This is a genomic window from Peptococcus simiae, assembly GCF_046569735.1.
Lineage (GTDB): Bacteria > Bacillota > Peptococcia > Peptococcales > Peptococcaceae > Peptococcus > Peptococcus simiae_A.
This window is the reverse complement of record NZ_JBKICG010000011.1, coordinates 1-25,499: the sequence shown is the minus strand read 5'-3', so window position 1 is coordinate 25,499 and position 25,499 is coordinate 1. Positions and strand designations below refer to the sequence as shown.

The 25,499-nt window shown below is 53.3% G+C and carries 21 protein-coding genes and 1 tRNA gene; 10 read left to right on the top strand and 12 right to left on the bottom strand.

What is annotated here, in order from left to right; translation table 11 throughout:
* Positions 1-231: 231 nt before the first annotated feature.
* The 5 genes from serS to ACLGL1_RS05925 all read right to left on the bottom strand — a co-directional run bounded on the left by serS (position 232) and on the right by ACLGL1_RS05925 (position 7,057).
* Entirely contained in the window at positions 232-1,500 is a 1,269-nt protein-coding gene (gene serS / locus ACLGL1_RS05945) for a serine--tRNA ligase (protein ID WP_411007826.1), read from the bottom strand.
* 29 nt (positions 1,501-1,529) lie between these two features.
* Positions 1,530-3,074, bottom strand: coding sequence for an NAD(P)-dependent oxidoreductase (locus ACLGL1_RS05940; protein ID WP_411007825.1), 1,545 nt, complete (start codon positions 3,072-3,074; stop codon positions 1,530-1,532).
* A gap of 413 nt (positions 3,075-3,487) precedes the next feature.
* Positions 3,488-4,333: a prephenate dehydratase gene (locus tag ACLGL1_RS05935; protein ID WP_411007824.1), complete on the bottom strand. Its 846-nt coding sequence runs from the start codon at positions 4,331-4,333 to the stop codon at positions 3,488-3,490.
* Positions 4,334-4,429: 96 nt separating this feature from the next.
* Positions 4,430-5,776 (bottom strand): branched-chain amino acid transport system II carrier protein, encoded by a 1,347-nt coding sequence (gene brnQ, locus ACLGL1_RS05930; RefSeq protein ID WP_411007823.1) that lies wholly within the window; start codon positions 5,774-5,776, stop codon positions 4,430-4,432.
* A gap of 33 nt (positions 5,777-5,809) precedes the next feature.
* On the bottom strand, positions 5,810-7,057 hold the full coding sequence (locus ACLGL1_RS05925; RefSeq protein ID WP_411007822.1) for a pyridoxal phosphate-dependent aminotransferase: 1,248 nt from the start codon (positions 7,055-7,057) through the stop codon (positions 5,810-5,812).
* A 420-nt stretch (positions 7,058-7,477) separates the two neighbouring features.
* On the opposite strand from ACLGL1_RS05925, the gene dnaX reads away from it, so the two are divergent.
* The 4 genes from dnaX (at position 7,478) to ACLGL1_RS05905 (ending at position 10,211) form a co-directional block, all read left to right on the top strand.
* Positions 7,478-9,106 (top strand): DNA polymerase III subunit gamma/tau, encoded by a 1,629-nt coding sequence (dnaX, locus tag ACLGL1_RS05920; protein ID WP_411007821.1) that lies wholly within the window; start codon positions 7,478-7,480, stop codon positions 9,104-9,106.
* A 28-nt stretch (positions 9,107-9,134) separates the two neighbouring features.
* On the top strand, positions 9,135-9,446 hold the full coding sequence (locus tag ACLGL1_RS05915) for a YbaB/EbfC family nucleoid-associated protein (RefSeq protein ID WP_408977669.1): 312 nt from the start codon (positions 9,135-9,137) through the stop codon (positions 9,444-9,446).
* Positions 9,446-10,045 (top strand): recombination mediator RecR, encoded by a 600-nt coding sequence (gene recR / locus ACLGL1_RS05910; RefSeq protein WP_411007820.1) that lies wholly within the window; start codon positions 9,446-9,448, stop codon positions 10,043-10,045. Before ACLGL1_RS05915 ends, recR begins: the two co-directional genes overlap by 1 nt.
* 82 nt (positions 10,046-10,127) lie before the next feature.
* Positions 10,128-10,211: transfer RNA gene (locus ACLGL1_RS05905), tRNA-Leu, on the top strand.
* A 113-nt stretch (positions 10,212-10,324) separates the two neighbouring features.
* Here the strand turns inward: ACLGL1_RS05905 and ACLGL1_RS05900 are convergent.
* The 7 genes from ACLGL1_RS05900 to ACLGL1_RS05870 form a co-directional block, all read right to left on the bottom strand.
* The gene (locus ACLGL1_RS05900; RefSeq protein ID WP_411007819.1) at positions 10,325-12,001 is read right to left on the bottom strand and encodes an FAD-dependent oxidoreductase; all 1,677 of its coding nucleotides are present in this window, start codon (positions 11,999-12,001) and stop codon (positions 10,325-10,327) included.
* Between the two features lie 30 nt (positions 12,002-12,031).
* Positions 12,032-12,253, bottom strand: a complete 222-nt coding sequence (locus ACLGL1_RS05895; protein ID WP_411007818.1) for a ferredoxin family protein — start codon at positions 12,251-12,253, stop codon at positions 12,032-12,034.
* A gap of 16 nt (positions 12,254-12,269) precedes the next feature.
* Complete coding sequence (locus ACLGL1_RS05890; RefSeq protein ID WP_411007817.1) at positions 12,270-13,688, bottom strand: SLC13 family permease; 1,419 nt, start codon at positions 13,686-13,688, stop codon at positions 12,270-12,272.
* Between the two features lie 169 nt (positions 13,689-13,857).
* Positions 13,858-14,778: a LysR family transcriptional regulator gene (locus tag ACLGL1_RS05885; RefSeq protein ID WP_411007816.1), complete on the bottom strand. Its 921-nt coding sequence runs from the start codon at positions 14,776-14,778 to the stop codon at positions 13,858-13,860.
* A 121-nt stretch (positions 14,779-14,899) separates the two neighbouring features.
* Positions 14,900-15,814, bottom strand: a complete 915-nt coding sequence (locus ACLGL1_RS05880) for a LysR family transcriptional regulator (protein ID WP_411007815.1) — start codon at positions 15,812-15,814, stop codon at positions 14,900-14,902.
* Positions 15,815-16,006: 192 nt separating this feature from the next.
* Entirely contained in the window at positions 16,007-17,428 is a 1,422-nt protein-coding gene (locus ACLGL1_RS05875; RefSeq protein WP_411007814.1) for an aryl-sulfate sulfotransferase, read from the bottom strand.
* Between the two features lie 115 nt (positions 17,429-17,543).
* A complete protein-coding gene (locus ACLGL1_RS05870; RefSeq protein ID WP_411007813.1) occupies positions 17,544-19,022 on the bottom strand; it encodes an SLC13 family permease in 1,479 nt (492 codons plus the stop codon).
* Positions 19,023-19,292: 270 nt separating this feature from the next.
* On the opposite strand from ACLGL1_RS05870, the gene scfB reads away from it, so the two are divergent.
* The 6 genes from scfB (at position 19,293) to gcvPB (ending at position 25,488) form a co-directional block, all read left to right on the top strand.
* Positions 19,293-20,699 carry a thioether cross-link-forming SCIFF peptide maturase gene (gene scfB, locus ACLGL1_RS05865; protein ID WP_411007812.1) on the top strand — a complete coding sequence of 469 codons (1,407 nt, stop codon included), beginning with the start codon at positions 19,293-19,295 and terminating at the stop codon, positions 20,697-20,699.
* A 52-nt stretch (positions 20,700-20,751) separates the two neighbouring features.
* Positions 20,752-21,042 carry a hypothetical protein gene (locus ACLGL1_RS05860; protein ID WP_411007811.1) on the top strand — a complete coding sequence of 97 codons (291 nt, stop codon included), beginning with the start codon at positions 20,752-20,754 and terminating at the stop codon, positions 21,040-21,042.
* A gap of 189 nt (positions 21,043-21,231) precedes the next feature.
* Positions 21,232-22,320, top strand: a complete 1,089-nt coding sequence (gene gcvT, locus ACLGL1_RS05855) for a glycine cleavage system aminomethyltransferase GcvT (RefSeq protein ID WP_411007810.1) — start codon at positions 21,232-21,234, stop codon at positions 22,318-22,320.
* Between the two features lie 23 nt (positions 22,321-22,343).
* Positions 22,344-22,718 (top strand): glycine cleavage system protein GcvH, encoded by a 375-nt coding sequence (gene gcvH / locus ACLGL1_RS05850; protein ID WP_411007809.1) that lies wholly within the window; start codon positions 22,344-22,346, stop codon positions 22,716-22,718.
* Between the two features lie 2 nt (positions 22,719-22,720).
* The gene (gcvPA, locus tag ACLGL1_RS05845; protein ID WP_411007808.1) at positions 22,721-24,040 is read left to right on the top strand and encodes an aminomethyl-transferring glycine dehydrogenase subunit GcvPA; all 1,320 of its coding nucleotides are present in this window, start codon (positions 22,721-22,723) and stop codon (positions 24,038-24,040) included.
* On the top strand, positions 24,037-25,488 hold the full coding sequence (gcvPB, locus tag ACLGL1_RS05840) for an aminomethyl-transferring glycine dehydrogenase subunit GcvPB (RefSeq protein WP_411007807.1): 1,452 nt from the start codon (positions 24,037-24,039) through the stop codon (positions 25,486-25,488). The genes gcvPA and gcvPB overlap by 4 nt, the downstream gene beginning before the upstream one ends.
* Positions 25,489-25,499 lie beyond the last annotated feature (11 nt).

The following is a 25,499-nucleotide window of genomic DNA, read 5'->3' as shown; positions in this document are numbered from 1 at the left end:
AGCACAAGGCCCGTCTCATTTTTGGGACGGGCCTTGGCCATTGTTGGTATAATATATACATGTCCTACAACAAGTATTTTAATCTTAGCCTAGAGCGAGAAAAATGACAGGTAAAAATGACCTTTTATGGGGTTGTGCCGAATGATGTTACTCATTCTGACACAGCCCCCTTTTGATGTCTTCATTAATGGGGAAAGGGAGAAATCCTCCCTTTCCCGTGCCTAGCTACGTTTACTTTTCAATGACCGTCCGGCCGCCCATGTAGGGGATGAGGACTTCCGGCACTTCAATGGTCCCGTCTTCTTTTTGGTAGTTTTCCATAATGGCAGCCACCGTTCGGCCTACAGCCAGGCCAGACCCGTTCAGGGTGTGGACAAAGCGGACCTTGCCGTCTTCATCTCTGAAGCGGAGGTTGGCCCGGCGGGACTGGAAGTCCAGGAAGTTGGAGCAGGAAGAGATTTCCCGGTAGTTGTCATAAGAGGGGAGCCAGACTTCTAGGTCATAGGTCTTGGCACTGGAGAAGCCGATGTCGCCGGCGGCCAGGGTGATGACCCGGTAGGGGAGCTTGAGGGCCTGGAGGAGGTCTTCAGCGTCCTGGGTCAGGCTTTCCAGTTCTTCCCAGCTGTGGTCCGGATGGGCCAGCTTGACCATTTCCACCTTGTGGAACTGGTGCTGGCGGATAATTCCCCGAGTATCCCGACCGGCAGACCCGGCTTCAGACCGGAAGCAGGGGCTGAAGGCACAGTATTTCACCGGCAGGTCGGCGGCGGTTAAAATTTCGTCCCGGTGGAAGTTGGTCACCGGCACTTCAGCGGTGGGGATCAGGTAGTAGTCGGTATTTTCAATGTGGAACATATCTTCAGCGAATTTCGGCAGCTGGCCGGTGCCGAAGTCAGACCGGCTGTTGGTCATGTAGGGGGGGATAAGCTCGGTGTAGCCGTGCTTTTCGGTGTGGAAGTCCAGGAAGAAGGCGATGACAGCTCGTTCCAGCCGGGCGGCGCCTTTTTTGTAGAAGGTGAACCGGCTGCCGGTGACCTTGGCCCCCCGTTCAAAGTCCAGGATATCCAGGTCCTCGCCCAGTTCCCAGTGGGCCTTGGGGGTGAAGGCGAAGTCCCGCGGGCTGCCGACAGTCCGTTCGACCCGGAAGTCATCCTCGCCCCCGTCGGGAATGTCTGCTGCCGGGATATTGGGGACCCCGGCCCGGAAGGCATCCAATTCTTCGGCAATCCGCCGGTGCTCATCTTCGATGGCGGCCATCTTTTCTTTAACGGTATTGACCTCGTCCATAAGGGCCTGGGCATCTTCGCCCTTCCGCTTGGTCTCGCCAATGGCCTTACTCTTGGCATTGCGTTGTTGCTGGAGGCTTTCCATCTCAACGGTCAGGTCCCGGTAGCGGCGGTCCGCTTCCAGGAAGGGGGTCATATCCAGGTCGTCCCCCCGGCGGCGGACCCCTTCAACGACGGCTTCCGGATTTTGACGCATGAGTTTTAAGTCTAACATGAGAATCTCCTTTCTCTTTGACAGGTTGGCTAATCCATAGGGCTGAGTAATTCACTTGGTAAAAATATATATTCCGGCTGGATCATGCCGTTTAAGGCGGTGATTTCAGCTAAGAGGTCCTCATTGGGGGCCTTGTCCAGCATGATCCACATGAGGGCGATATCCCGGGCCTCCTCTTTTTGCCCCAGGACCATGCCCCGGATATTGACCTGGCGGGCCCCCAGGAGGGTCCCGACCTGGCCGACCATCCCCGGCCGGTTGGCGTGGGGGACGAGGAGGAGGTGGGCCGTCGGCTCGGCAGTAAAGCGAAACTGGTCCAGCCGGGTCAGCTGGATGGTCTGGTGGCGGATGCTCCCGCCTACCTCCAGGCTGCCGCGGATGGTGCTGGCCGCTGCGGACAGGCCATCCGGCCGCTGGCTAGCGGCCTGCCAATGGCGGTCTATCCCGGCCTCATCTGCCCAGTGGCGGGCCGATACCCGGTTGACCCGGGCCTCGCCCAGGCCATGGGCCAGCCCCTCCAGGAAGGCCGCCCACAGGGCCTCTTCGTTGAGGTCCGGGGCTTCACTGCCACCGTAGAGGGTCACCTGCTTGGGGGGCCGGTCCAGCCGGGCCCCGAGCATTTGCCCCAGGAGGGTGGCCAGGCGGAGCCAGGGGGCCTGGGCCCGCCTTTCAGCCAGGCGGAGGCGGGGAATATTAATGGCCGAATCTACCGCCTGGCCCCGGAGGGCCTGGATCAGGTCCCGGGCCATTTCCTTTTCTATGCTCCGCCGGGCCTCCAGGGTATTGCCGGCAGCGGCAATAGTGCAGGCCTCGCCGATATAGCGGCTGAGGACCTCGTGGAGGCTGTCATAGCCCGGTGGCAGGTCAATGATAAACCGATCCAGGTAGCCCCAGTCCAGGGCCCGGACCACCTCATTCATCCGTAAGACCTGGGGGTCGCCCAGGTGGATAAAGATGGCTCCCTCTCGGAGGAGCTGGATATCGTCCTTGCCAAACCGGCCCTCGCCGGCAGCGGCCTGGGTTTGTAAATTCACTAAAATATCCACACTGACCAGGAGGTCAATGGTGGGGAGGATTTCAGCATCGTAGAGCTCTGCCTGGACCCGGCTGCACTCCTCGCTGCTTAAGACCACCTGGAGGCCGAAGGCCTTGGCCCGGCGGGCGACCTCCTTGGCTGTAGGCCCAAAGCCTAAAATGCCCAGCCGCTTGCCGGCCAGCTCCACCGGGTCATACTTGCCGGTCCGAGCCTCGGTGAGGATTTTCATCAGGATAAAGTCCGCCTGGCTGGCCGACTCCCCCCGCAGGGGTTCTAAAAGTAAAATACCCGCCCCTGTCGCCCGGGGGACATCCAGGAGCCGTTCATCCCGGTTCAGCAGGCCAATGGCTGCCAGCTGTCCGTGGGCTTCATAGACCATATCCGGCAATTCACTGCCGGCACTGAGCAAGAGACCGTCCGCCTTGGTAGAGGCCTCTGACCAGGAGAGGTCCTGGTCAATCTGGCCCAGGTTCACTTGCTCATTCTTAATCAAGGCCAGGGTCGAATCCAATAGGGGAATATTTGTGGCAATATACAAAGCCCTTCTCCTTTCAAGCAATGACTTGGTAGCCCACCGACGGCAATAAAAAAACGCCCCTCCAGATAAAGGGACGAAATAATCCGCGGTGCCACCCGAATTGCAGCTAGGCTGCCTCTTATAGGCGGATAACGGCCGCCAGCCGAGGCCTTTCAGCCTGCGCTCAGAGGTGGAAGGACTGGCTTCCCTACCGGTTTTCACCAAGCCACCGGCTCTCTAAAAAAGGAAGGACAGTCGTAGTCTCATCATTGCGTGTAGTTATATTTATTCTAGCTAATGGGCAAATAATTGTCAATATAGCTAAGGGGCGATATTGGCAAAAGTGTTTTACAGAGAAAAAAATCGCTTTATCGGCATTTCGCATGCCTATCTTCCGGGCCTGTCAGTTTGGGGAGGGGGATCCTCCCGCAGTGCTAGGGTTCCATAACCGGGTAGCGGCCGAGGCAGTGAAAGTCCCGGCAGAGGGGTTGGCAGGCGGTGAGGGCCTGGTCCAGGTCTCCGGCCTGTAAGTCGATATCGACAAAAAACCGGTATTTGAAGGGGTGCTGGGGGACGGGCCGGCTTTCCAGCTTGACCAGGTTGAGGCCGGCATCGGCAAGGGCTTGGAGGACGGCCAGGAGGGCCCCGCTTTCATGGCTGACGGTGAAGGTATAAGCCCCCTTGGCGGCCGGGTCCTGGGGCCGGTAGCTAAAGGGCGGGGCGGCGACTAGGATAAAGCGGGTACTGTTTTCAGCCACATCCTGGATATCCCGGGCCAGGATGGTTAGGCCGTTTAAGTCGGCCGCCAGGGCACTGCAAATGGCAGCGGAGCCGGGGGGCCGGTCTTGGGCAATCTGGCTGGCGGCGCCGGCTGTGGACCTGGCCGGGACCGGCTGCCAGCCCTGGGTCCGCCAAAAGGTTCGGGTTTGCCGCAGGGCCTGGTCATGGGAATGGACGGTGGTGACTTCCTCGAATTGAGTATCCGGCCGGGCAGCCAGGACATGGTGGATGGGGAGGGTCAGCTCGGCGACAATCTGTAGCTGGCGGTACTTGATGAGGTTGTCCAGGACCGGCAGGACACTACCGGCCGAGGAATTCTCCAAGGGAAGGACGGCCAGGTCTGCCCGGTCGGGCCCCAGGGACCGGAGGGCCTCTTCAAAGTCATCTATAAACTGGTAATGGCCGTCTGGGGCCAGGTGGCAGGCCGCCGCATGGCTATAGGTGCCGGCTTGACCGTAGACGGTCACCCTGGGCGGCCGGGCCGTTTTTTCAGGACACATGGCAGACACTCCTTTCAAGGTCTATTTGGCTATCCTAGCACGCCTGCCGAAAAGAGGCAAGAAAAAAGCGCCCCAGCGGGCGCTTTGTGGACTTGCTTATAGGTCATCTGCATCAAATTCCGGCCGGTAGGGTTTTTCCGGGTTCGGGGCCTTGAGGGCCATTTGTACCACCGCGCCGATGACACCACCGATAATAGCAGGGATGATCCAGCCGAAACCGATGGTATCCAAGGGAACCATGTTGACCAGGCCTTTAACCGGTTCGCTGTAGTTGCCCCAAACATCCAGGATGGAGACAGCTAAAGCACCGATGATGGCGCCGCGGTAGGTCCACTTGTAAGGGACAAAACGGTCAAATACGGCTAAGAAAATCAGAACCATAACGACGGGGTAGATGAGCAGGAGGCAGTTTACAGCCAGAGCAATAATGGCTTCAACGCCACCTAAGGACATCAGGAAGCTGACGATACAGATGATGACAACGTTGGTTGAGTATTTGAGCTTGTCATGGGTAATCCGGGCGAAGAAGTTGGCGACCATGGAGGTAAGCCCGATAGAGGTCGTCAGGCAGGCAGCGGCCACAGCGATGGACAGGGCCACCTTACCCGGGGTACCTAAGATGGCAAAGACGGTCCCAATTAAGAGGGGGACCCGGTCTAAGCCTTGGAATTCAGGCAGGCCACTGGCGGTTGCACCGATATAGGTCAGGCCGCCATAGATCAAGGTGAGGCAGATACCGGAAACAATACAGGCCGGTAAGATAACGGACAGCTGTTGCTTCCGGGATTTAAAGCCTCTGGCCCGGACGTCATAGACGAAGATCCCGGCCATAACCAGGGACCCGATTCCGTCCATGGTTTGGTAACCTTCTAGGAAACCGTTGGCAAATTGGTGCTCCGCTTCGGTGACCACCGGGGACCCGATGGGGTTAAAGATGGCGCCGATAAAGATAACGGCTAACATAATTAGGAGAACAGGGGTCAAAATTTTACCAATAATATCAACAACGGCCAACTGCTTAATGGTCAGGGCCATGGTGATGGCGAAGAAGACAAAGGACAGGGCCCAAATAGGGATAAAGTCCGCATAGGGCTGGATACTCATTTCATAAGTGGTCGCAGCGACCCGGGGAACAGCGAATAGGGGCCCGATAAAGAGACAGATTAAAGAACCGAGAACAACAGAAAACCATTTAGCCACCGGACGGGCGACATCGTCAACGCCGCCGCCGACATTGGTGGTGGCGACAATCCCTAGAACACCGAGCCCAACGTCTGTAATGGCGAAGCCCAGGAGGGCGAAGAGCCAGAGGGTCCCGGCGGATAAGCCTAGGGTTGGCGGGAAAATCAAGTTACCGGCACCGAAGTAGGTGGCAAAAATAGCAAAACCAACAGTGATAATATAGCCAATCGTGGCTTTTGGTTGGGTGGATGGACTGCTCATGGTAACCTCCTATGTTAGCAAATCCAGGCTTGCTTAGATGTTCAAAGCCTGTTGAGCGTCTTTGAATATTTTTGCCATGCCTTTAATCTGGGGAGTGGAAATAGCACAGATGGCAATCCGAACGCCATCACCCAGGGGCACCACGAAAATATCTTTTTCAGCAACTTTTTGCGTTAAAGCCTCTGCATCCTCATGCGTTTTGGTCGGTACATAGATAAAGAAACCGCTGTGGTAGGGGCAAATGGTCAGGCCCACTTCTTCCGCCTCGGAAGTAAAGAGGGCGGCCCGTTCAGCCAATTGGGCGGCAAAATCATCCTGCTCAGCCCGGAAGGCCTTGAGTTTTTCCGGATCAGCGGCCAATTGGGCGACCATTTCCATCCCCACCCGGGAACAATTGGACCAGGTGGCCCGGCAGGAAGCGCCGGCAGCGAGCATGAATTCATCTTTAACGGCCTCGGTCTGGGCCATGCAGAGCTCAACCCCTAAGCGGTAGCCATAGAGGGTGTAGCCCTTACTTAAAGAGGCGCAGACAATGCCGAGGATATTTTCCGGCAGGTTTTCAAATAACTTGAAAACGGACCGAGCATCCTGGGGCGCATAGTCAATATAGGCCACGTCGATAATGACGATAACGCCCTGGTCCGGATGGGCCTTGGCCAGGTCGGTTAAGCCATCCAGGAGCTGGCGCCACTCGTCATTGGTAACGGTAAAGCCGGTCGGGTTATGGGCCGGGGTGTTCAGGAGCAGGACCAGGTTGTCCTGCTTGCCGAGGAGGTCCTTGCAGGCGGTCAGGCAGGCCTGGACATCAAAGTCGCCTTCAGGGGTAAAAGTATTAAAGGTATCTAGTTTGCGTCCAAACTCACTCAATAAAGAGGTATAATTGCCCCAAAAATAATCTGTGGTCAGGCAGGTGTCGCCTTCATCTAAATAATTAAAAGTAGCGTTATGGACAGCACCGGTACCACCGGGGGTAGCGACCCCGTCAATATAACAGTTGGGCCGGTAATCGCGAAATACAGAATCGGCCATGGCTTCAATAAAGGCCGGGAGGCCATTAATCGGGGCGTAATTCGCAGCCACCTCAAAAGGTATCGCCTCCATAGCTGCCTCAACGGTTTTCATTGTTGCCAGGTGGCCTTCAGGTGTCAAAAAGGCGCCAATGGTTGCATTGACGATATTTTCAGTGCCCACCTCTTCTGCCCGCTTGGCTGCAGCGCCGGCGTAAGCAAAAATGGTATCCGGGCCACCCTTCCCTTGGGCATGTTTTGCTAAAATACTCATACAAATCTCCCTTTCTGATGCAAAAAAGAACCAGGCTTGCAAAGATTAGTGCAAGTTGTGGTTTTCTGACCATTGTACCTATTTGATGGGGCTTTGTCCACCTAAAAAGCATCTTCTTGTCAAAAAAGTAGATAAACTTTGTGATATAGGTGTGATGTAGGATAGAAGGTTTTGTTTTATAACAGTAGCTATTGAGTTTAGTTTAAGCATTTAACAGACAATTGTCAATTAAAAAGACGTTGAATTTAATAAAAAATTCAAAAATATTTCAAGATTTACCAGTAATCGAGATTTTCAGCCCCATCCGGCCAAATAAGCCCAGCTGGAGGGGCCTCTTTGCTGGCATAAAACTTGACGATGCCTAAGGGAATAAGCTATTATCAAGGCATTGGATTGGGCATATTAAAGGAGATGAACGAGATGGCACACAAAGCCTTGTACCGGGTCTTTCGGCCCCGGACCTTTGCCGATGTCATCGGTCAGGAGGTCGTGGTGACCACCCTGCAAAATGCATTGAAATACGAGCGCCTGGCCCATGCCTACCTTTTTTGTGGTCCCCGGGGGACCGGTAAGACCTCTACCGCCAAAATCCTGGCCAAGGCCGTCAACTGCCTGGCCCCTAATGAAGGGTCCCCTTGCGGCCATTGCGACAATTGCCTGGCCATTGCCGAAGACCGCTTTATTGATGTGGTAGACATTGACGCCGCCAGCAACCGGGGCATTGATGAAATTCGCGACTTAAAGGACCAGGTCCGCTTTGTGCCGGCTGTGGGCCGGCGGAAGGTCTACATCATTGACGAAGTCCACATGCTGACCGGCGAGGCCTTTAACGCCCTCTTAAAAACCCTGGAAGAACCGCCGGCCCATGTCCTCTTTATCCTGGCAACGACCGACCCGCAAAAGATTCCCCAGACGGTTTTATCCCGGACCCAGCGCTTCGACTTCCGGCGGATTTCCACCCAGGTGGTCGCCGACCACCTGCAGAAGTTGGCCGACCTGGAAGGCATGGGCTATGAACCCCAGGCCCTCCTGAAGATTGCCCGGCAATCGGCCGGCGGCCTCCGGGATGCCATTGGCCTCCTAGACCAGGCCCATGCCTATGCCCCGGATACCATCACCCTTCAAGCGGTAGATGACCTGACCGGCGGCCTGTCCGAACGGGTCTTGCGGGACTTGACCGAGGCCCTTAAAAATATTGATTACGCCAGTCTCTTAGAGACCCTCCGCCAGGCCCTCAAGGAGGGGAGTGAAGCCGGCCGCCTCTTGAAAGACTTTGCCGACTGGCTCCGCCGGCTCTTCATGTTAAAGGTCGCCCCCCAGGCCCTGGACCAGGGGAGCATCTTAAACCCTGAGGGCGCCAAGCCCTTGGCCGAAGCTCTCTCTATCCCGACCTTTGAGCGGCTCATCCGCTGCCTATCTGAAGCGGAAGCCCAGCTCCGCTTTGCCGGAGATGCCGAACTCCTCCTGGAGACCACCTTCATTGACCTGGCCCTCCTGGTAGAAGACCCGGCCGCCCTGGCGGCGCCTCCGGACCAAGCCAGGTCCGTGGCCCAGCCCAAGCCGGCCCGCCAGGCCTCTAAGCCGCAGGTCCAACCGGCGCCCCGGGACCGGATTGATACCCCGCCGGCGACGCCCATCCCCCCGGCAGACCCGGGCCAGTCGGCCCAGGCCCCGGCCCGTCCACCGGCCCAGCCGGCCGATACCGCTGCCAATGCCGGTGAACTGGCCGCCCTCTGGGCCCAAACCATGGAAGCCCTAAAGGGGCACAGCGTCCGGCTCCACGCCTTTATGAAGCCGGCCATCGCCGAAAGCCTTACCGATGGCATCCTGACCCTCCGCTTTCCCGAAGAAAACAGCTTTCATTATAAGCAGATGAACAGCCCCCAGCAGCGGTCCATGCTGGCCGAACTCTTTTATCAGACCACCGGCCGGACCGCCCAGGTCAACCTGGTCTTAAGCCAGGGCCAGGACCGGACCGAAGAACTAGTGGAACAGTCCAAACGCCTCTTTAATTTAAGCGATGAAGATATTAAACTGGTAGATAAGTAAATAGCCCCGACAAAAAGGAGAAAGAACCATGTCCATGCAAAAAATGATGAAAGAAATGCAGAAGATGCAGAAGCAGATGAAAAAGCTCCAGGAAGAACTGGCCGAAACGCCGGTGACCGGCACCTCCGGCGGCGGGGCCTGCTCAGTGACCGTTAACGGCAATAATGAAGTCCTTTCCGTCGAGCTGGACCCGGAAGTCGTTGACCCGGAAGACATTGAAATGCTCCAAGACCTCATCGCCGCTGCCGTCAACGACGCCATCCGGACCGCAGCCGCCCTGTCTGAAGAAAAAATGGGCGCCCTGACCAAAGGCATGAAAGTCCCCGGTGGCCTCTTTTAATGAGTAAGATGAACGATGCCCTGCAGGAGCTCATTGACGCCCTAGCCCGCCTGCCCGGCATCGGCCGGAAAAGCGCCACCCGCCTGGCCTTTCATATCCTGGATGCTCCGGCCGCCGAAGCCGAAACCCTGGCCCGGTCCATCCGGGTGGCCAAGCGGACCATCGGCCACTGCCCCCGCTGTGGCAACCTGACCGACAGCGACCTCTGTCGGATTTGCGCCAACCCGGACCGGGCCACCGGCGAGCTTTGCGTGGTCGAAGAAGTGCGGGATATTGCCGCCATTGAACGGACCGGCGCCTTTAAGGGCCGCTACCATGTCCTGGGCGGCCGCCTGTCGCCCATGGACGGCATTGGCCCGGAAGACCTCCGGGTGGATGAATTAAAGGCCCGGGTCCAGGATGAGCAGGTTCAAGAAGTCATCCTAGCCACCAACCCCTCTGTCGAAGGGGAAACCACCGCCCTCTTTCTCATTGATGAACTCCGCCCCCTCGGCGTCCGCCTGACCCGGATCGCCCGGGGCCTGCCCATTGGTGGGGACATTAAGTTTGCCGATGACATGACCCTGGCCCGGGCCTTGTCGGGCCGGGTAGACGTCTAAGGACCTGCAGGTCTTTTTCCGCCAATTCTAGGGAAAACCTTGACAAAATTTTCACAGTGCGGTATTATAAATCCTGCAACTAGCGGATGTGGCGGAATAGGCAGACGCGTGCGTTTCAGGGGCGTATGCCAGCGATGGCGTGTGGGTTCGACTCCCACCATCCGCAAAAGAAAGCTTTCCTCTTTAGGAAGGCTTTTTTTGTTTCGCATAAGTTAAGGAATGTGAAATGGGCTAAAGGACGGGGATTTCCTTTAGCCCATTTTTATATAGATCTACTTTCTAATACTCATCTCGCCATTCTAAAACAGGCTCTTCTTGACCAGGTGCCTTATAAATATTGAGAAATTTATTATCTAGGAGTGGATTCGTGTAGGTATATTCGGCTCGTTTATGCATGCCCCGGCATTCTTTTCTCTCTTCTGCAGTTAGGCAGATTAGTTGTCCAATTTGGAGTAGGTCGAATGATTCTAATGTACGCATTAATTCGTGGGCTGTGGAGCATTTAATGTCTTTAATTGCTCGTGTACGTAAATGTTCTAAGTAGTTATAGCCAGCTTCGAGCATGGTTTTAGACCTGGGGTTTTTAATTCCAGCGTACCGATCCATAGTTTGTTGAATTCCGGCATTGAGTTCTTGCCATTTAGCGCCTTCCGTGCGCTCCATAAAGCTGCTATAAAACTCTTGTAACTCTGAAATCTTACTCATATCGATGTCACTTGGCTTTGCATCAGCAGCATACTTAGCTGCTGATTCTCCGGCGATTCGACCTATAACTGCGGCACCACCGATATCTGCTCTAAAGTTTCCGATTTCATCACCGGCTGCGTAGAGACCAGGCACGTTTGTAGCTGCGTTCAGGTCTATCTGAATGCCCCTACCGATAAGGATGGGTTCATACTGAGTAAATTCGATCATATTTTCGCGTAAAGGTAACTCTTGCTGGTCTAAAGCATCAACAATGGAAGTAGCCCCTTCGCACTTAAAGGCCCAACGCATATATTCTAGGTCTTCGTCAGATGTCTCCGTACAATTCATAAAGACTGGACCAGCACCTGTTTGTACAGGTTCAGAAAAGACACCATGCCATACATCAGCAGTAAAATCCCCTAATTCTCGATCAGGTTTTTGAACAAAGGGGCCGAGTGGTTTTTGATCGCTATCTGTTAAGACGCCAATCCAGGTAGCTTTACCGCAGCGCTCAAAGTTTTTTGGGCCAGCATGAGTATTTGGAATTTCTAGATTAACCAGCTTGGCGCCAACACGATATGCAGCTGCACGGCCACCACCGGCGTTACATGGACAATGGGCAGTATTGAAAAGGTTATATACAGTATCTGTAGGATATAACCGGCTCGTGTTACCAGTTGTCGAGATAACTGCTTTTGCTTTATAGACTTTCACGACCGGGACCGGCTCATTAATATCTAAGGCTACAACACCAGCAATTTTATTATCTTTATCAACTAAATACTCTGTTACCGGTGAGCGATTTTCGATTTGTACACCGCGAGCCTTTGCTTCTTTGGTCAGAACAGCTTTTTGATTTTCACCATCATATTTTAAGAAAACACGCATATGTCCAGGCATGGCATGTCCTAAAAACTCGTATTTATCATGGGGCTTCATGTTGATTCCCCACTTATACCAATCTTCTACGACAGCTTCGCTCATATCTGCAAATTTACTTTGCAATTTTGTATCTGAGTAGGCACCAACCATACTGCGCTTGAATTCCTTCATCCATGTTTCTTTATCATTGTTATGATAGCTGCGGATGTAGCAGGCAAAGTGGTCATTGCCCGTTGCTCCGGATCCGCTGCGGAGCGTGTCTCCTTTATCACATAAAATAACTTTTGCGCCGTTATCGCTCGCTGCAATTGCTGCCATTAAGCCAGCGATCCCTCCACCGACGACCAATACATCACAACTTAATACCTCTTCTTTAATTTGAAGCATACTCGATACCTCCTCTACGAATAAAGAGCTTTAGTTCACTTTTTTGAAGGAAAAACTCATTTGAATCGGGTAGCGAAGTTGGATGGCATCAGCAGGACAATCAATTACGCAAGCCCGACAATGCCAACATTCTTCGGGATATTGAATTTCCGGCACGTCTTTTGATTCGCTAGCGCCGAAAACATCCATAGTACAGATTTGCAGACATTTACGACATTTGATGCATTTTTCTTTGTTGATAATAGGAGGCATTTGTAACATCCTTTCTTTACCAAAATAGGAGCATTAAAGCAGCGGTAAGAACACTTATAGGAATCCATACAATACTAGAAATCCAACCAACTTTAATCATATCTTTCATTTCCCACCAGCCATGATTAAATGTAGCTAAACTGACCGGATCAGATTGAGGGAGAAGCATGGTTAGATGAGCCCCAAGACAAGTTAAAAAACCTAGTATAACTGGGCTGTAGTTGGCAGTCATGGCAAAAGCTGCGACAATTGGCACAAGTACTGCAATAAGTGCAGTGGACGAGGGAATGAGATAATGACCATACACTGAGAGCAGAGCAACTAAAATTAAAATGGGGAGAAGACTACTACCAAAATTTCCAAATATACCATTAGCAATCCAAGATGCGGCTTCTGTTTGACTCAAAACAACAGCAACCACATTGGTTCCGCCAATTAATATTGGCACTTCATGATTCATTTCTGCAGAATTTCGGACTTTACCCCAACTGAGGACGTCAATCCCCGGTAAAAATAAAAGGGCAGAGCCACCGACTGCAACGGTCCAAAGCGGAATATGGTGCACAGATTCAGTAATCCAAAGTAGGATCATTGCCAAAAAAACGATTAAGAATTTTCGCTCTTTTGCAGTAAGTGGGGTTGATTCTTTTTCAATGGGAACTATTGTAGCTATTTCTGGTGGAAATATTCTAATGAGTAATGCCCAAACAAGAACGAGCAAGACAAAGGCGAAAGGCAACCCAATAGCGCTCCATTGTAAAAACGTAATGCGCACTCCAGTTAGGTTTTCTAAAATAGAAATCGTCATTATATTTAGGGCTCCGCCAGCTGGGGTACCAATACCGCCAATAGTTGCAGCTACAGGAATAGCAATCATCAATGAGCGGCCAAAATTGCTGCATAAAGGTGAACAGTTATTTAGAAGTAAAAGTTCATGAGCTAGAACCCCAAAAATAACTGCTGTCGGAATGTCGGCCAACAAGCTAGAGACAGCGCCGACAACAAGCATGTAGACGAGGATAACACGCTTGGTATTGGTACCAGCATGCGTGCTGACCCAGGTTGAGATGCGATAGCCAATACCAGTTTCAGAAAAGCCCACAGCGAGGATAAAAACGCCAAAAACGAAGAACATTGCCCCAATAGTAAAATTAGAAAATGCAGCTTTTTGATCTGCAATTCCTAACACAGGGACCATGAGTACAGCCATAATAGCTGTAACAGGCATAGGTAGTACTTCGAACAAAAGAAAACAAACAACGATGATGGCTAAAGCGATAGCTTTTTGTCCTTCTAAAGAGAGTGTGTCAAAGGTGAGCAATTGGGTGAAAGCAAAATAAAATAGAATTGAAACGATAATAATTAGCCACTTAGTCTTTGGGTTGATTTGCTCTGGTAGGCAAACCTCCGGAGCTTGAGAAGAGTTCGTATTCATTACCAGCAAACCCTTTCTTATAGTTTTTTAGAAGTAGGGGTGGCGCCTTCCCTTAGTTTTAATAATAGAATATATAATTAATTTTTAATAGTATGTCTTTAGAGGACTAAGGCCCATTTCGTCAACTAAAAGGTTGACAAAATGGGCCTTAGTTATGGTGTGGGTATATTTACGTTTTATTTTTGACTGAATCAAACATAAACTGTGAAAACAGATAAGCTGGATCTGTTGGTTTAAGGGCGCTATGTATAACTAAGCTTGTGGTATAGGCCAATCGCTCAGTGAAAGGGACTAAATAAAGTTTCTTTTGGGCATAGAAGTCCAGGATACTCTCTGATTCAAGTGCAGCGATGCCGGCAATATTATCATTAGCAATTAAATTGGTATAGATATCCAGGTTGTTTGAGGAATAACGCGGCTGATATGAGCCGTATTGACTCAGCATTTCACTTAAAACGGAATTCTTAAAAAGATTGGCATGAGATGTTTTTAAAAAGCTTTGTACTGAAATATGCTCTTGTTGAGCAAATTGGTGGTGTCTGTTCACTAAACAGGCGTACTCACCTTTAAAGAGAGGGATGACTTTAAAGGTATCTAAAAGTGGATGATAAAGATAGTTTAACTTAGGATCTTCAGCAATGGGAAGAATAGCAACAATTCTTTTGTCGTCCTGTATCATAGGTAAAGCTGATAAACTGTCTCCTTCATGCATATGTAGCGAAATGTTTGGATATCGCGCTAGAAACTTGGCGAAAATACCGGAAGAAGAAAACATAGCCATAATAATAATTCCTGCATAGACATGTACTTCTCCGGTGATTTGCTTATTAAGGGATTGTTTTTTGATTGTTTCCATTGTTTTATCATAGGTGCGGACCGTTTGGCGAGCGAAATTTAAAAATATTTTTCCTTCTTCAGTAAAAGTTACACCGCTTCTATTAGCGATGTAGAGGGTTGCGCCTACTTCGCATTGTAGCTGGCGTATGATTTTACTGAAGTTTTGCCGTGTCATATAGAAGTGCTCACTCGATTTGGTAAAGGAGCCAGTTTTAGATAAATGAACAAAATACGCTAGGTGTTCTATTTTCATGGCTTCTCCTTGTATAAGCTACTATAGCTAAAGTCTTTTATAGAGGGAATAGCTGCTAATAAACAAACCCCAAAAGTTGGATTTTTAAATCCAGGCTTGGGGTATTGTATAGCTTTATTTTTTACTCTATGGCGTCTCGGACCAGCAGGTGGCGGATGACTCGGAGGAGGTATTTTTCGGCCAGGGTTAGGTTCCGTTTCCGGGGGTAGAGGACGCAGTCGTAGCCTTCGAAGCTGCCGTGCTCGTCGTTGACGGCGACGCAGCGGATGAGTTTTTGCTCGCAGTAGATGTCTTCTTCAGCGAAGATATCCGGTAAGAGGGCGATGGCGTGGCCCTTGTAGATGCCCCGCTTGAGGTCCTCCTTATCCTTGACGATGATGGCGTCTTTGTTGAGGTTGAGGTCGTTGCTGATCCGGCTCCAGTAGCCGGAGGAGTAGGACAGGAACTGGGCGTCCTGGAGGTCATCCAGGTGGACGGCGGCCTGGTTGGCCAGGGCGTTATTGCGGTCGACAAAGGCCATGAGCTTGCGGGGGCCCAGTTCTTCGTGGATGAGGTCTAGCTTGGCTAGGTGGGATTGGGTCTGCTCGGAGGAGATGCCCCAGGTGATGAGGCCGATGTTGGCGGTGCCCTCATAGATGCTGGAGATGACATCGTCAATGGGTTGTTCGATAATTTCCACCTGGAGGTTGGGGTACTGGTGGCGCAACTGGGAGAGGATGTGGTAGTCCAAGACGCTGTAGGCCGGGGTCCGGATCAGGCGGACGGTACCCTGGAGGTCGTGCTCCCGGCAGCTGAAGTAGCGGATGTCATCAATCAGTTCCATGACCTGGTTGGCCAGGTCAATGACGCAGGTGCCGTCGCCGGTGGGAAAGACGCCGTTATGGTCACGGATAAAGAGGGTGGTGCCGAGCTCTTCTTCTAACTGACGGAGGGATGTGGATAGGGCCGGCTGGGAAATGAGCATTTCTTTGGCGGCTTTGGATATGGATGCACAGCGATTAATGGTGATAATCTGCTCTAACTGTTCTATGCGCATGTCTCTTTCTCCTTGCTGGAAGCAATGCAGAGGGCCCGGTTGTAAGCCCTATTGGCGGCCCTGATGGTGGGAGGCCCCAGGGGTCCCCTTTAGTTGCCTACAGTATACCTTTTAAGGCAAAAGGTTGCAAATCATAAGGCCCAATAAAAAAGCATCCCAAGGGGGTAGAGCCCCTTGGGATGCGGGATGAGCTTACTCTTCTTCTGTTTGCAGGCAGAAGCCGTCAACAGCAGCGAAGCCGATGGTCCCTTCTACAGAGACGGTCCGTTCCGGGTCTTTGCCGGCGGCGCCGGGCATCCGGAAGGTGGTGTTGTCAATCCGTTCGATGGCGACTTCTTCCGGTTTTTCGACTTGGGGAACGTAGTCATAGGGGTAGCGGTAAGCCCGGTAAATCATATTGATGGGCATGTACTTGCCCCAGTAGGGGGAGATGTATTCCCAGACCAGTTCGTGGTCCCGGGTCACTTCCATTAAGCGGCCGCCGGACCCTTCAGTGATGAGGGTGTTGCCGTTGGGCAGGCGTTGAGCCGAGGAAATGAACATGCTGTAGAAGTGGTCGGAATGATAGGGCATGGCATGGCCCATATCGGAGGGCTTGCACTCCCAAACCATTTTCATGGTAACGGGGTCAAATTCAATGACCCGGCTGTAGTCGCGGAGGGAGTTGTTCAGGCCGGTTTTGGAACCCGGGTTCGGGGCGCCGTAGCCGCCCATACCACCGTTATCGTAAATGAGGATGTTGCCTTCGCCGGGCATGCCCTGAGGGATCATGTGGGCGTGGTGCTGGCCGACAATCTGGCCGATAAAGCGGGCTTCCGGGGTGGTGTAGTCTGGGCCTAATTTCCAGACAATCTTACCGGTTTCTTTAGAAATAATGCAGATAATGTTGGTTTGCCGGCCATCGATGATGATGTTGTCCGGGTGGAAGCGGTCGTCACCATTGTCATAGTGGCGGTTGGGGCCTAGGACGCTCATGGAGTTGGTGTGCATCCAGTCACCGCCGGACTTATTCATGTTCGGGTTGCGGGCAATGCAGTTTTTGGCTTCTTCAGAAAAGCCCATTTCCCGGAAGTGCTCGTTGCAGTTCCAGCGCCAGAGGATTTCACCGGCATCGTTGATTTCGATGATGGTGTCATCGCAGAGGGGCAGGGCGGAAATGGCCGGGTTGGTAACGGTGTGGTGGCAGAGGAGGAGCTTGTTGCCGCCACGGGTCTTGGCTTCCATGCCGGGGACATAGTAGCCGACGGTATTACCTTCAAACTGGTAGTCGTGGTGCTGGCGGGCCATCCATTGCGGCTCATAGCCCGGGTCTTCGATGTATTCCAGCTGGTTAAATTCCCAGACGACATTGCCGTCCCAGTCAACCTGGATCAGGTCAATCTGGTCCTGCCAGCCGTACTCGCTGTTCCGTTCGCCACGGCTGCCGACCACTTCGCCGCCGGGGAGGAGCTTATTCGGAAAGCCCTGGAGGTCTTTCCAGAAGTTGACCACGCGGCCGTTCATATCGATGAGCATGGCCCCCTGTTCCCGGGCCGGGAAAATGGTGTAGCCGTTAAAGCATTTTTCCGGATTATAAATAGTAGTACCGGTAGGGTGGACTGTAGGTGTTCCCATGTGAATCTCCTTTCGCTTAGCACGATTGATCTGTCAAATTCAGTATACTAGAGTTGAATAGCGATGGGTAATATCGTTAATCAATTGGGGGCATAGCTGGGACTTATGTGCCTAGTTAGAAGAGGAATTTAGCCAGGGGGTAGCCAATCAGGCAGTAGTAGGCCAGGGCTAAAATACAGAGGGGGAAGCCCAGCCGCATAATATCGCCGGTGCTGTAAATGCTCTTATAGCCGTGCATCATTCCGGCGTGGGGAGAGGCGGCAGGGGTCAGCATGGCCACGAAGACCATCATACCGACGCCCATGGCTACGGGCATGGGGTTAATGCCCATCTGCTCACTAAAGGCAATGATGACCGGCATTAAGACCACCGCCATAGCGGCATTATTGGCAAAGTTGGTGATGATGAGGGCTACGGTGAACATGATTATCATAAAGGTGAATTCGGACCGACCGCCTAGGAGGGGGTTGAGGGTATCCAGGAGGAAGGCCTTGACGCCGGTGGCGTCATCGGACAGGGCATTGGCCCCGTAAACGGCGGCAGCAATCATAAAGTAGATGCCCCAGTTGAACTGCCGGTAGGCCACTTCTTTAAACTCCAGGAAAGGCTTCCCTTCATATCTCAGAATGCTGAATAAAACAGCAATAAACATGGTCAGCCCCATGGGCCCCAAGATTTTTAGAGAGGATACCAGGGGGAAGTTAGCAGGTAGGAAGTTTGGCATCAGGAGTAAAATAATGTAAATGGGGAGCATAATCAGGTAGGCCTTTTGCCGCAGGTTGATAGGCGGCAGCTGGTTTTCAGTGGCATAGCGGTCTGCGTCAATATCCTTGATTTTGCTGACATCGGGCCGGATGATGAATTTTAAGAACAGGATATAGGTGGCCATTAAAAGAACACAAATGCACAGGTTTAAAAGCATATAGGGGAGGTAGGGCACACTTGTGTTGCTCATCTGTTCAAAGGCAGCAACGACAATCAGTTGGGCCCCCTTAAAGGGGAAGAGGGGTTGGCCGATGGTGGACACAAAGAACATCCCGACAAAGAAGTAGGGCCAGATTTTATCACTCTTGGTGACATGGAACTCCTCCATAATAGAGAGAGCGATGGGCCATAAGACCAGCAGGGAAATAATCGGAGACAGGAGGGCTGCTAATAAAAAGCAAGCAGCATAAAAGGAAGCGATGAAGACATAGGGCCGGCCGGTAATAATCTTCCGGGTGAGGAACCAGTGGGCAATATAATTGGTACAACCCACATGGTAGAGGGCCCCAAAGAGGATCATGGCAAAGAGGGTCAGGATAACTGTAAAATTCCCGAAGGCATTGAGCATGGTGGCAATCATCCCCGGAGGGCCCTCGCCGGCAAAGCCGGAAAAACCAATAACCAATAGACCTAAGACCGAAGGCCAGAGGGTGTCAACCATAGACCATAGGTAGACCATGCCTAAAAAGGCGCCAACCACCTTCATACCAACGGGGGTAATGGCCCCAATGGGCGCAATAAACTGAAAAACAATCATAATTGCAATACCGATGACTGAATGAATATACCGTTTCATTTCAGCGCTCTTATCGACTTGAGCAGACATCATAAGACCTCCTTCTTTAAGCGAAGAACCCGTAGCAATCCTTAAAACTTTTGGACCAAGTGTGCGGCCCATTTTCAGAAGATAATAAATACGGCTATATATCTTATTATATATATGAAAACAAATGATGGATAATACTCTTCTGTAATAGGGGGTATAAGTATTGTTTATAGGGCTAGGTGGTTTGGGCATTGACGCAATCCACTTGCGCCGGCGGTCTTTCACCTCCGGTCTAGAGTGTGCTATACTGGCCCTTGAATGGAGGAATGTCATATGACGACAAAGAGTGAGAAGGCCTTAGACTTTAATACGGTGCATTATTTCACTTTTGATGATTTGTCGATTATTTTAGATGTGAACAGCGGGTCGGTCCACATTGCCGATGAGGATACCCTTGCTTTTTTAGACTTGGTGAAGGCCCATGGCTGGGATGAAGGGCTGGCCCTGGCGGAAGAGAAATTGGGCCGGGTAGATGCCCGGGAGATTGCTGAGGGCATCCAGGACCTGATTGATGAGGGCCTGCTTTTTACTCCAGCGGATTTTTCGGACTACCAGCCCCATACAGAGCCCATCGTCAAGGCCATGTGCCTGCATATGGCCCATGACTGCAACTTGCGCTGCCGGTATTGTTTTGCAGATACCGGGGCCTATGGCGGCCCCCGGGGGCTGATGAGCCTGGAAACGGCCAAGGCGGCCATGGACTTTTTAATGGAGGCTTCCGGCCACCGGACCCATGTAGAGGTGGACTTTTTTGGCGGCGAGCCCCTTTTGAACTTCGAGGTCTGCAAGGCGGCGGCTCAGTATGGCCGGGACCTGGCGAAGAAGCACGGTAAGGTCCTTAAACTAACTCTGACCACCAATGGGGTTCTCATGACGGATGACGTTGTCGACTGGGTCAAGGCCAATGATATTGACCTGGTCCTGTCCCTGGATGGACGGAAGGCCGTTCATGACCACATGCGTCCCTTTGTCGGCGGCGGCCCTTCCTATGACCGGGTGGTGCCTCGCTACCAGGCCTTTATTGAAAAGGCTTCTCCGGACCAGTGGTACTATATGCGGGGGACCTACACCCACTTCAATACCGATTTTGCCGATGATGTCATCCATATGGCCGATGACCTGGGCTTTGACCGGCTTTCGATGGAGCCGGTGGTGGCCCCGGCTGAGGCCCCCTATGCCCTCAGGGAAGAGGATAAGCCGGCCCTGATGGCCAGTTATGACAAGCTGACCCGCCACTATCTCAAGGCCCGGGAAGCGGGCAAGGGCTATGACTTTTACCACTTTAATGTGGACTTTGACGGGGGCCCCTGCCTGCCCAAACGCCTGGTTGGCTGCGGTAGTGGTCATGATTACCTGGCCGTCAGTCCGGAAGGGGACCTCTATCCCTGCCACCAGTTTGTCGGCGATGAAACCTACAAGATGGGGACCGTCCGCGAGGGGATTACTCATCCGGAAATCGCTGCCGACTTCCAGTCGGCCACGGTGCTCACCAAACCCATCTGCATGGCCTGCTGGGCCCGGTTTAACTGCTCCGGCGGCTGCCATGCCAATAACCTCCGCTATGGCGGGGGGCTCCATAACCCCTACAGCTTCGGCTGTGACCTCCAGCGGAAACGGATCGAATCCGCCCTCTACCTGGAAGCCAAGCGGCTCTTAGCTGAGGAAGAGGCAGCAGAATAAAGCTGCCAAAGAATCTCTAATAAGAAAAAGGACCGGCGGTCGACTCTTCGAAGTGACCCCGGAAAAAGAAGTGGTCTGGGAATGGATCTCCCCCTTCGGTCCGGACGCCACCTACACCTACTACCGTGGCTACCGCTACCCCTATGAATACGTGCCCCAGTTACCGAAACCGGACGAAAGCCCGATTCCGAAACTGGACATCAAGAAATTCCGGGTACCCGGCGCCGCAGACTGTGAAGTGAAGAACGTTGTAGAAGTCGAAGGGACCTGGGGTTATCCTGACCACGTCCAATCCTGCGTATCTGCAGAAGACGATGATGACGCCCCGACCTCTATGTTCTAAAATAAGCTCATATCAAGCGCTCCTGGCCGGCAGGAGCGCTTTTTGTGTGACATATAATAGGCAAAAGAAAAGTTTATGGATGACAGGCGCAACATTCTGAAAACTGTTGCAATGAGCTGTTGAAAGACTGGCTATCTGCCTGTATAATGAGTTGAACCAACGCCCTTTTTCTTGAAAGGAGGCTGTCCTATGACAGATAATTTGTTACACACTCCGCTTTATGAGAAGCATATCGCCCTAGAGGCCAAGATGGTACCCTTTGCCGGTTATGAAATGCCGGTCCAATACCCGGCCGGGATTACGGCAGAGCATATGGTCGTCCGTGAGGCTGTCGGTCTCTTTGATGTCAGCCATATGGGGGAGATTTTTATTGAAGGTCCTAAGGCCCTGGCCCACCTGAACCGCCTATGCAGTAACCAGTTTGATTCCATGGTGGACGGTCGCTGCCGGTATACGGTGATTATGAACGAATCCGGTGGCATTTTAGATGACCTGCTCGTTTACCGGCTGGCTGAAGACCGCTACCTGCTGGTGGTTAATGCGGCCAACCGGGCTAAAATCTATGATCACCTCCTGCCCCTCATGGAAGAAGGGGCCACCCTGACCGATGCTTCTGATGAATGGGGTCAGGTTGCCCTGCAGGGGCCCTTGGCGGAAAAGGTCCTGGCAAAAGTAGCTGACAGCCTCCCTGAAAAGTACTATACTTTTGTTGACGGTGTCCAAGTGGCCGGAATCCCCTGCATTGTTTCCAGAACAGGCTATACCGGTGAAGATGGCTTTGAAATCTACGGTCCGGCCGATCAAATCGCCACCGTTTGGGATGCCCTCTTAGAAGCCGGCAAGGAGGACGGGATCTTACCTTGCGGCTTAGGTGCCCGGGATACCCTGCGCTTAGAAGCAGCCCTGCCCCTCTATGGGAACGAAATGAATGAAAAGATTGATCCCCTTACGGCTGGCCTGTCCTTTGCCGTCAAACTGGACAAGGACGACTTTGTCGGGAAAGAAGCTCTCCTGGCTGTGCCGGAAGACCACCCGGTCCGGGTGGGCCTCAAGATCACCGGTCGGGGGATTGCCCGCGAAGGGGCTGCCATTGCCCATGATGGGGAAGAAGTCGGCCAAGTGACTTCCGGCACCCGCCTGCCCTACCTTAAGGCCGCTTATGCCATGGGCTATGTCCCGCCGGCTCTGGCCAAGGAAGGCACCCAGCTGGACGTTATTGTGAGAGATAAACCTGTAGCCGCCGAAGTGGTTGCCCTACCGTTTTATAAAAGAAAATAAGCAGATAAAAGGAGAATGAAAAAATGGCAGATATGAAATACGCAAAGAGTCACGAGTGGGTTTTATATAATGATGATGATACCGTAACCATTGGGATTACCGACTATGCCCAAAGCGAACTGGGGGATATTGTCTTTGTCAACCTACCTGAAGTCGGAGATGTCTTTGACGAAGGGGAGGTCTTCGCCGATGTTGAAAGCGTCAAGGCGGTTTCCGACTTATACCTGCCGGTATCTGGCACCATTGCAGAAGTCAATGAAGAACTACTCGATGCTCCGGAAAAAATCAATGAAGACTGCCACGAAGCCTGGCTGGTCAAGGTATCCGAAGTTGAAGGCGGCGAAGAACTCTTGACGGAGGCTGAATACAACGCATTCATCGAAGCCGGTGGTGAATAAGCATGGGTGGCTACATTCCTGTAAATGAGACCGACCGCCAGGCCATGCTCCGGACAGTTGGCCTGGAAACCATGGCCGACCTGTATGCAGACATCCCCGATGCGGTGCGCCTGAAAGAGGGCTTGAACCTGCCTGACGGGATGGCTGAACAAGCGGTTCGCCAGAAACTCGCCGCCTTCTCCCGGCAGAACTACAGCTATGATGTGGTCCTCCGGGGGGCCGGCAGCTACAACCACTACATTCCGGCAGCTGTCAGCCAAATTGCTGCCAAGGAAAACTTTGTGACCTGCTATACCCCCTACCAGGCGGAAATCTCCCAAGGGGTCCTGCAGGGGATCTTTGAATTCCAAACCATGATTACCGAACTGACCACCATGGACGTATCCAATGCCTCTGTTTATGATGGGGCAACGGCAGCCGGCGAAGCCATGGCCATGAGCCGGGAGCGGAAGAAGACCAAGGTCCTCTGTGCCGCTACCGCCAACCCCATGACCCAGGAAGTTATGAATACCTATGCCAGCGGTGCAGAAGCCCCCTTTGAACGGGTGGCCGAAGCTGACGGCCGGCTGGACCTGGCGGCTTTAAAAGAAGCCCTGGAAGATCCTGAGGTCTGTGCCCTTTATATTGAAAGCCCCAACTACTACGGGCTCATTGAAAATATGCAAGAAATCGCCGACCTGGTCCACCAGGCCGGGGCCAAGCTAATCTTTGGGGCCAATCCCCTGGCCTTGGCCATCTATGAAAGCCCGGTCGCCTTCGGTGCAGATATCGTCGTCGGTGACGGCCAGCCCCTGGGCCTGCCCATGAACTATGGCGGTCCCTCTGTAGGCTTTATGGCCACCACGAAAAAACTCATGCGCCGCCTGCCCGGCCGGATTGTCGGCCAAACCACCGATGAAGATGGCAACCGGGCCTATGTTCTGACCCTCCAAGCCCGGGAACAGCACATCCGGCGGGATAAGGCCAGCTCCAATATTTGCTCCAACCAGGCCCTGTGCGCCCTGACCTCAGCCATTTACATGGGGATGATGGGCCCTCAAGGCCTCCGGGAAGTCGCCATGCAGTCCCGGGCCAAGGCCCATTACCTGGCCGACGGCCTGGCCAAAATCGGCTACGACCGGGTCCATGATGGCGCCTTCTTCCACGAATTCGTCACCACCACCCCGGTGCCTGCCCGGCAGGTCGAAGCCGCCCTGCGGGAAAAACACATCCTGAGCGGCCTGCCCCTGGGTGATAACCGGATGCTCTGGTGTGCCACTGAACAGGTCTCTAAGGAGACCCTGGACCAGGTGCTTGACTGCTTGAAGGAGGTGGCCCAATGAAGCTCATCTTTGAACGTTCCATTCCCGGCACAGGCCAAGAGGTCCTAGCCCCCTGCGATGTACCCGAAGTCGCTATGGATACCCCGGGCCGTCAAGAGGCCCTCCACCTGCCTGAACTGGCTGAAGGGGAGCTTTCCCGTCACTACAGCCAGCTGGAAGACCAGGCCTTTGGGGTCAACAGAGGCTTTTACCCCCTGGGTTCCTGCACCATGAAGTATAACCCCAAGCTCCACGAGGCCGTTGTCGCCCTGCCGGGCTTTGCAAACCTCCACCCCCTGGTACCGGATACCGATGCCCAGGGGACCCTGGCCGCCCTGGCCCTGGCTGAACACTACCTGTGTGAAGTCACCGGCATGGACCGGATGACCTTCCAGCCGGCTGCCGGCGCCCAAGGGGAATATACCGGTCTTTTACTGATCAAAAAATACCATGAAAAACGCGGAGACACCGCCCGCAAAAAAATCATCGTCCCGGAAAGTGCCCACGGCACCAACCCGGCCAGCGCCGTAATGACCGGCTTTGAAGTCGTTTCTGTTGGCACCAATGCCGATGGGGACGTCGACCTGGACGACCTGAAAAAGGTCCTGGGTCCGGATACTGCCGGCCTTATGCTGACCAATCCCTCCACCCTGGGCTTCTTCGAAAGAGATGTCCTGGAGATTACCGATGCCGTCCACCAAGCCGGCGGCCTGGTCTACTATGACGGGGCCAACTTAAACGCCGTCATGGGAACCGTCCGTCCCGGGGACATGGGCTTTGACTGTGTCCACTTAAACCTGCACAAGACCTTCTCCACCCCCCACGGTGGCGGTGGCCCGGGCAGCGGGGCCGTTGGCTGTAAAGACTTTCTGGCCGCCTACCTGCCGGCCCCGGTCCTGGCGGAAAAAAATGGGACCTACTACTGGGATAATGACCGTCCGGACAGCGTCGGTCGGGTGAAACAATTCCACGGGCATACAGCTGTCGTTCTACGGGCCCTGGCCTACGTCCTCTCCCTGGGCGGTAACGGCCTTAAGGCCGCCAGTGAACAGGCCGTCTTAAACGCCAACTACCTCCGGGTCCTCTTAAAAGACAGCTACCCGGCTGCCTTTGACCGGGTCTGCATGCACGAATACGTCGCCGGCATGGCCCCCTTAAAGGCCGCCACTGGCGTCCGCGCCCTGGACCTGGCCAAGGGGATGCTGGAAGCCGGTATCCACCCGCCAACCATCTACTTCCCCTTAAACGTTCCGGAAGCCCTGATGTTTGAACCGACCGAAACGGAAAGTAAGGCCACCATCGACGCCGCGGCCGAAATCTTCCGCAAGCTCATTGATGAAGCCCATAAAAATCCGGAAGCCCTCCATGCCATGCCGACCAATACCCCTGTCAAACGGGTAGATGACGTCGCCGCCGCCCGGAAACCGATTGTCCGCTATGACTTTGATGCCCAGGCGGACGCTGAATAAAGGCATATAAA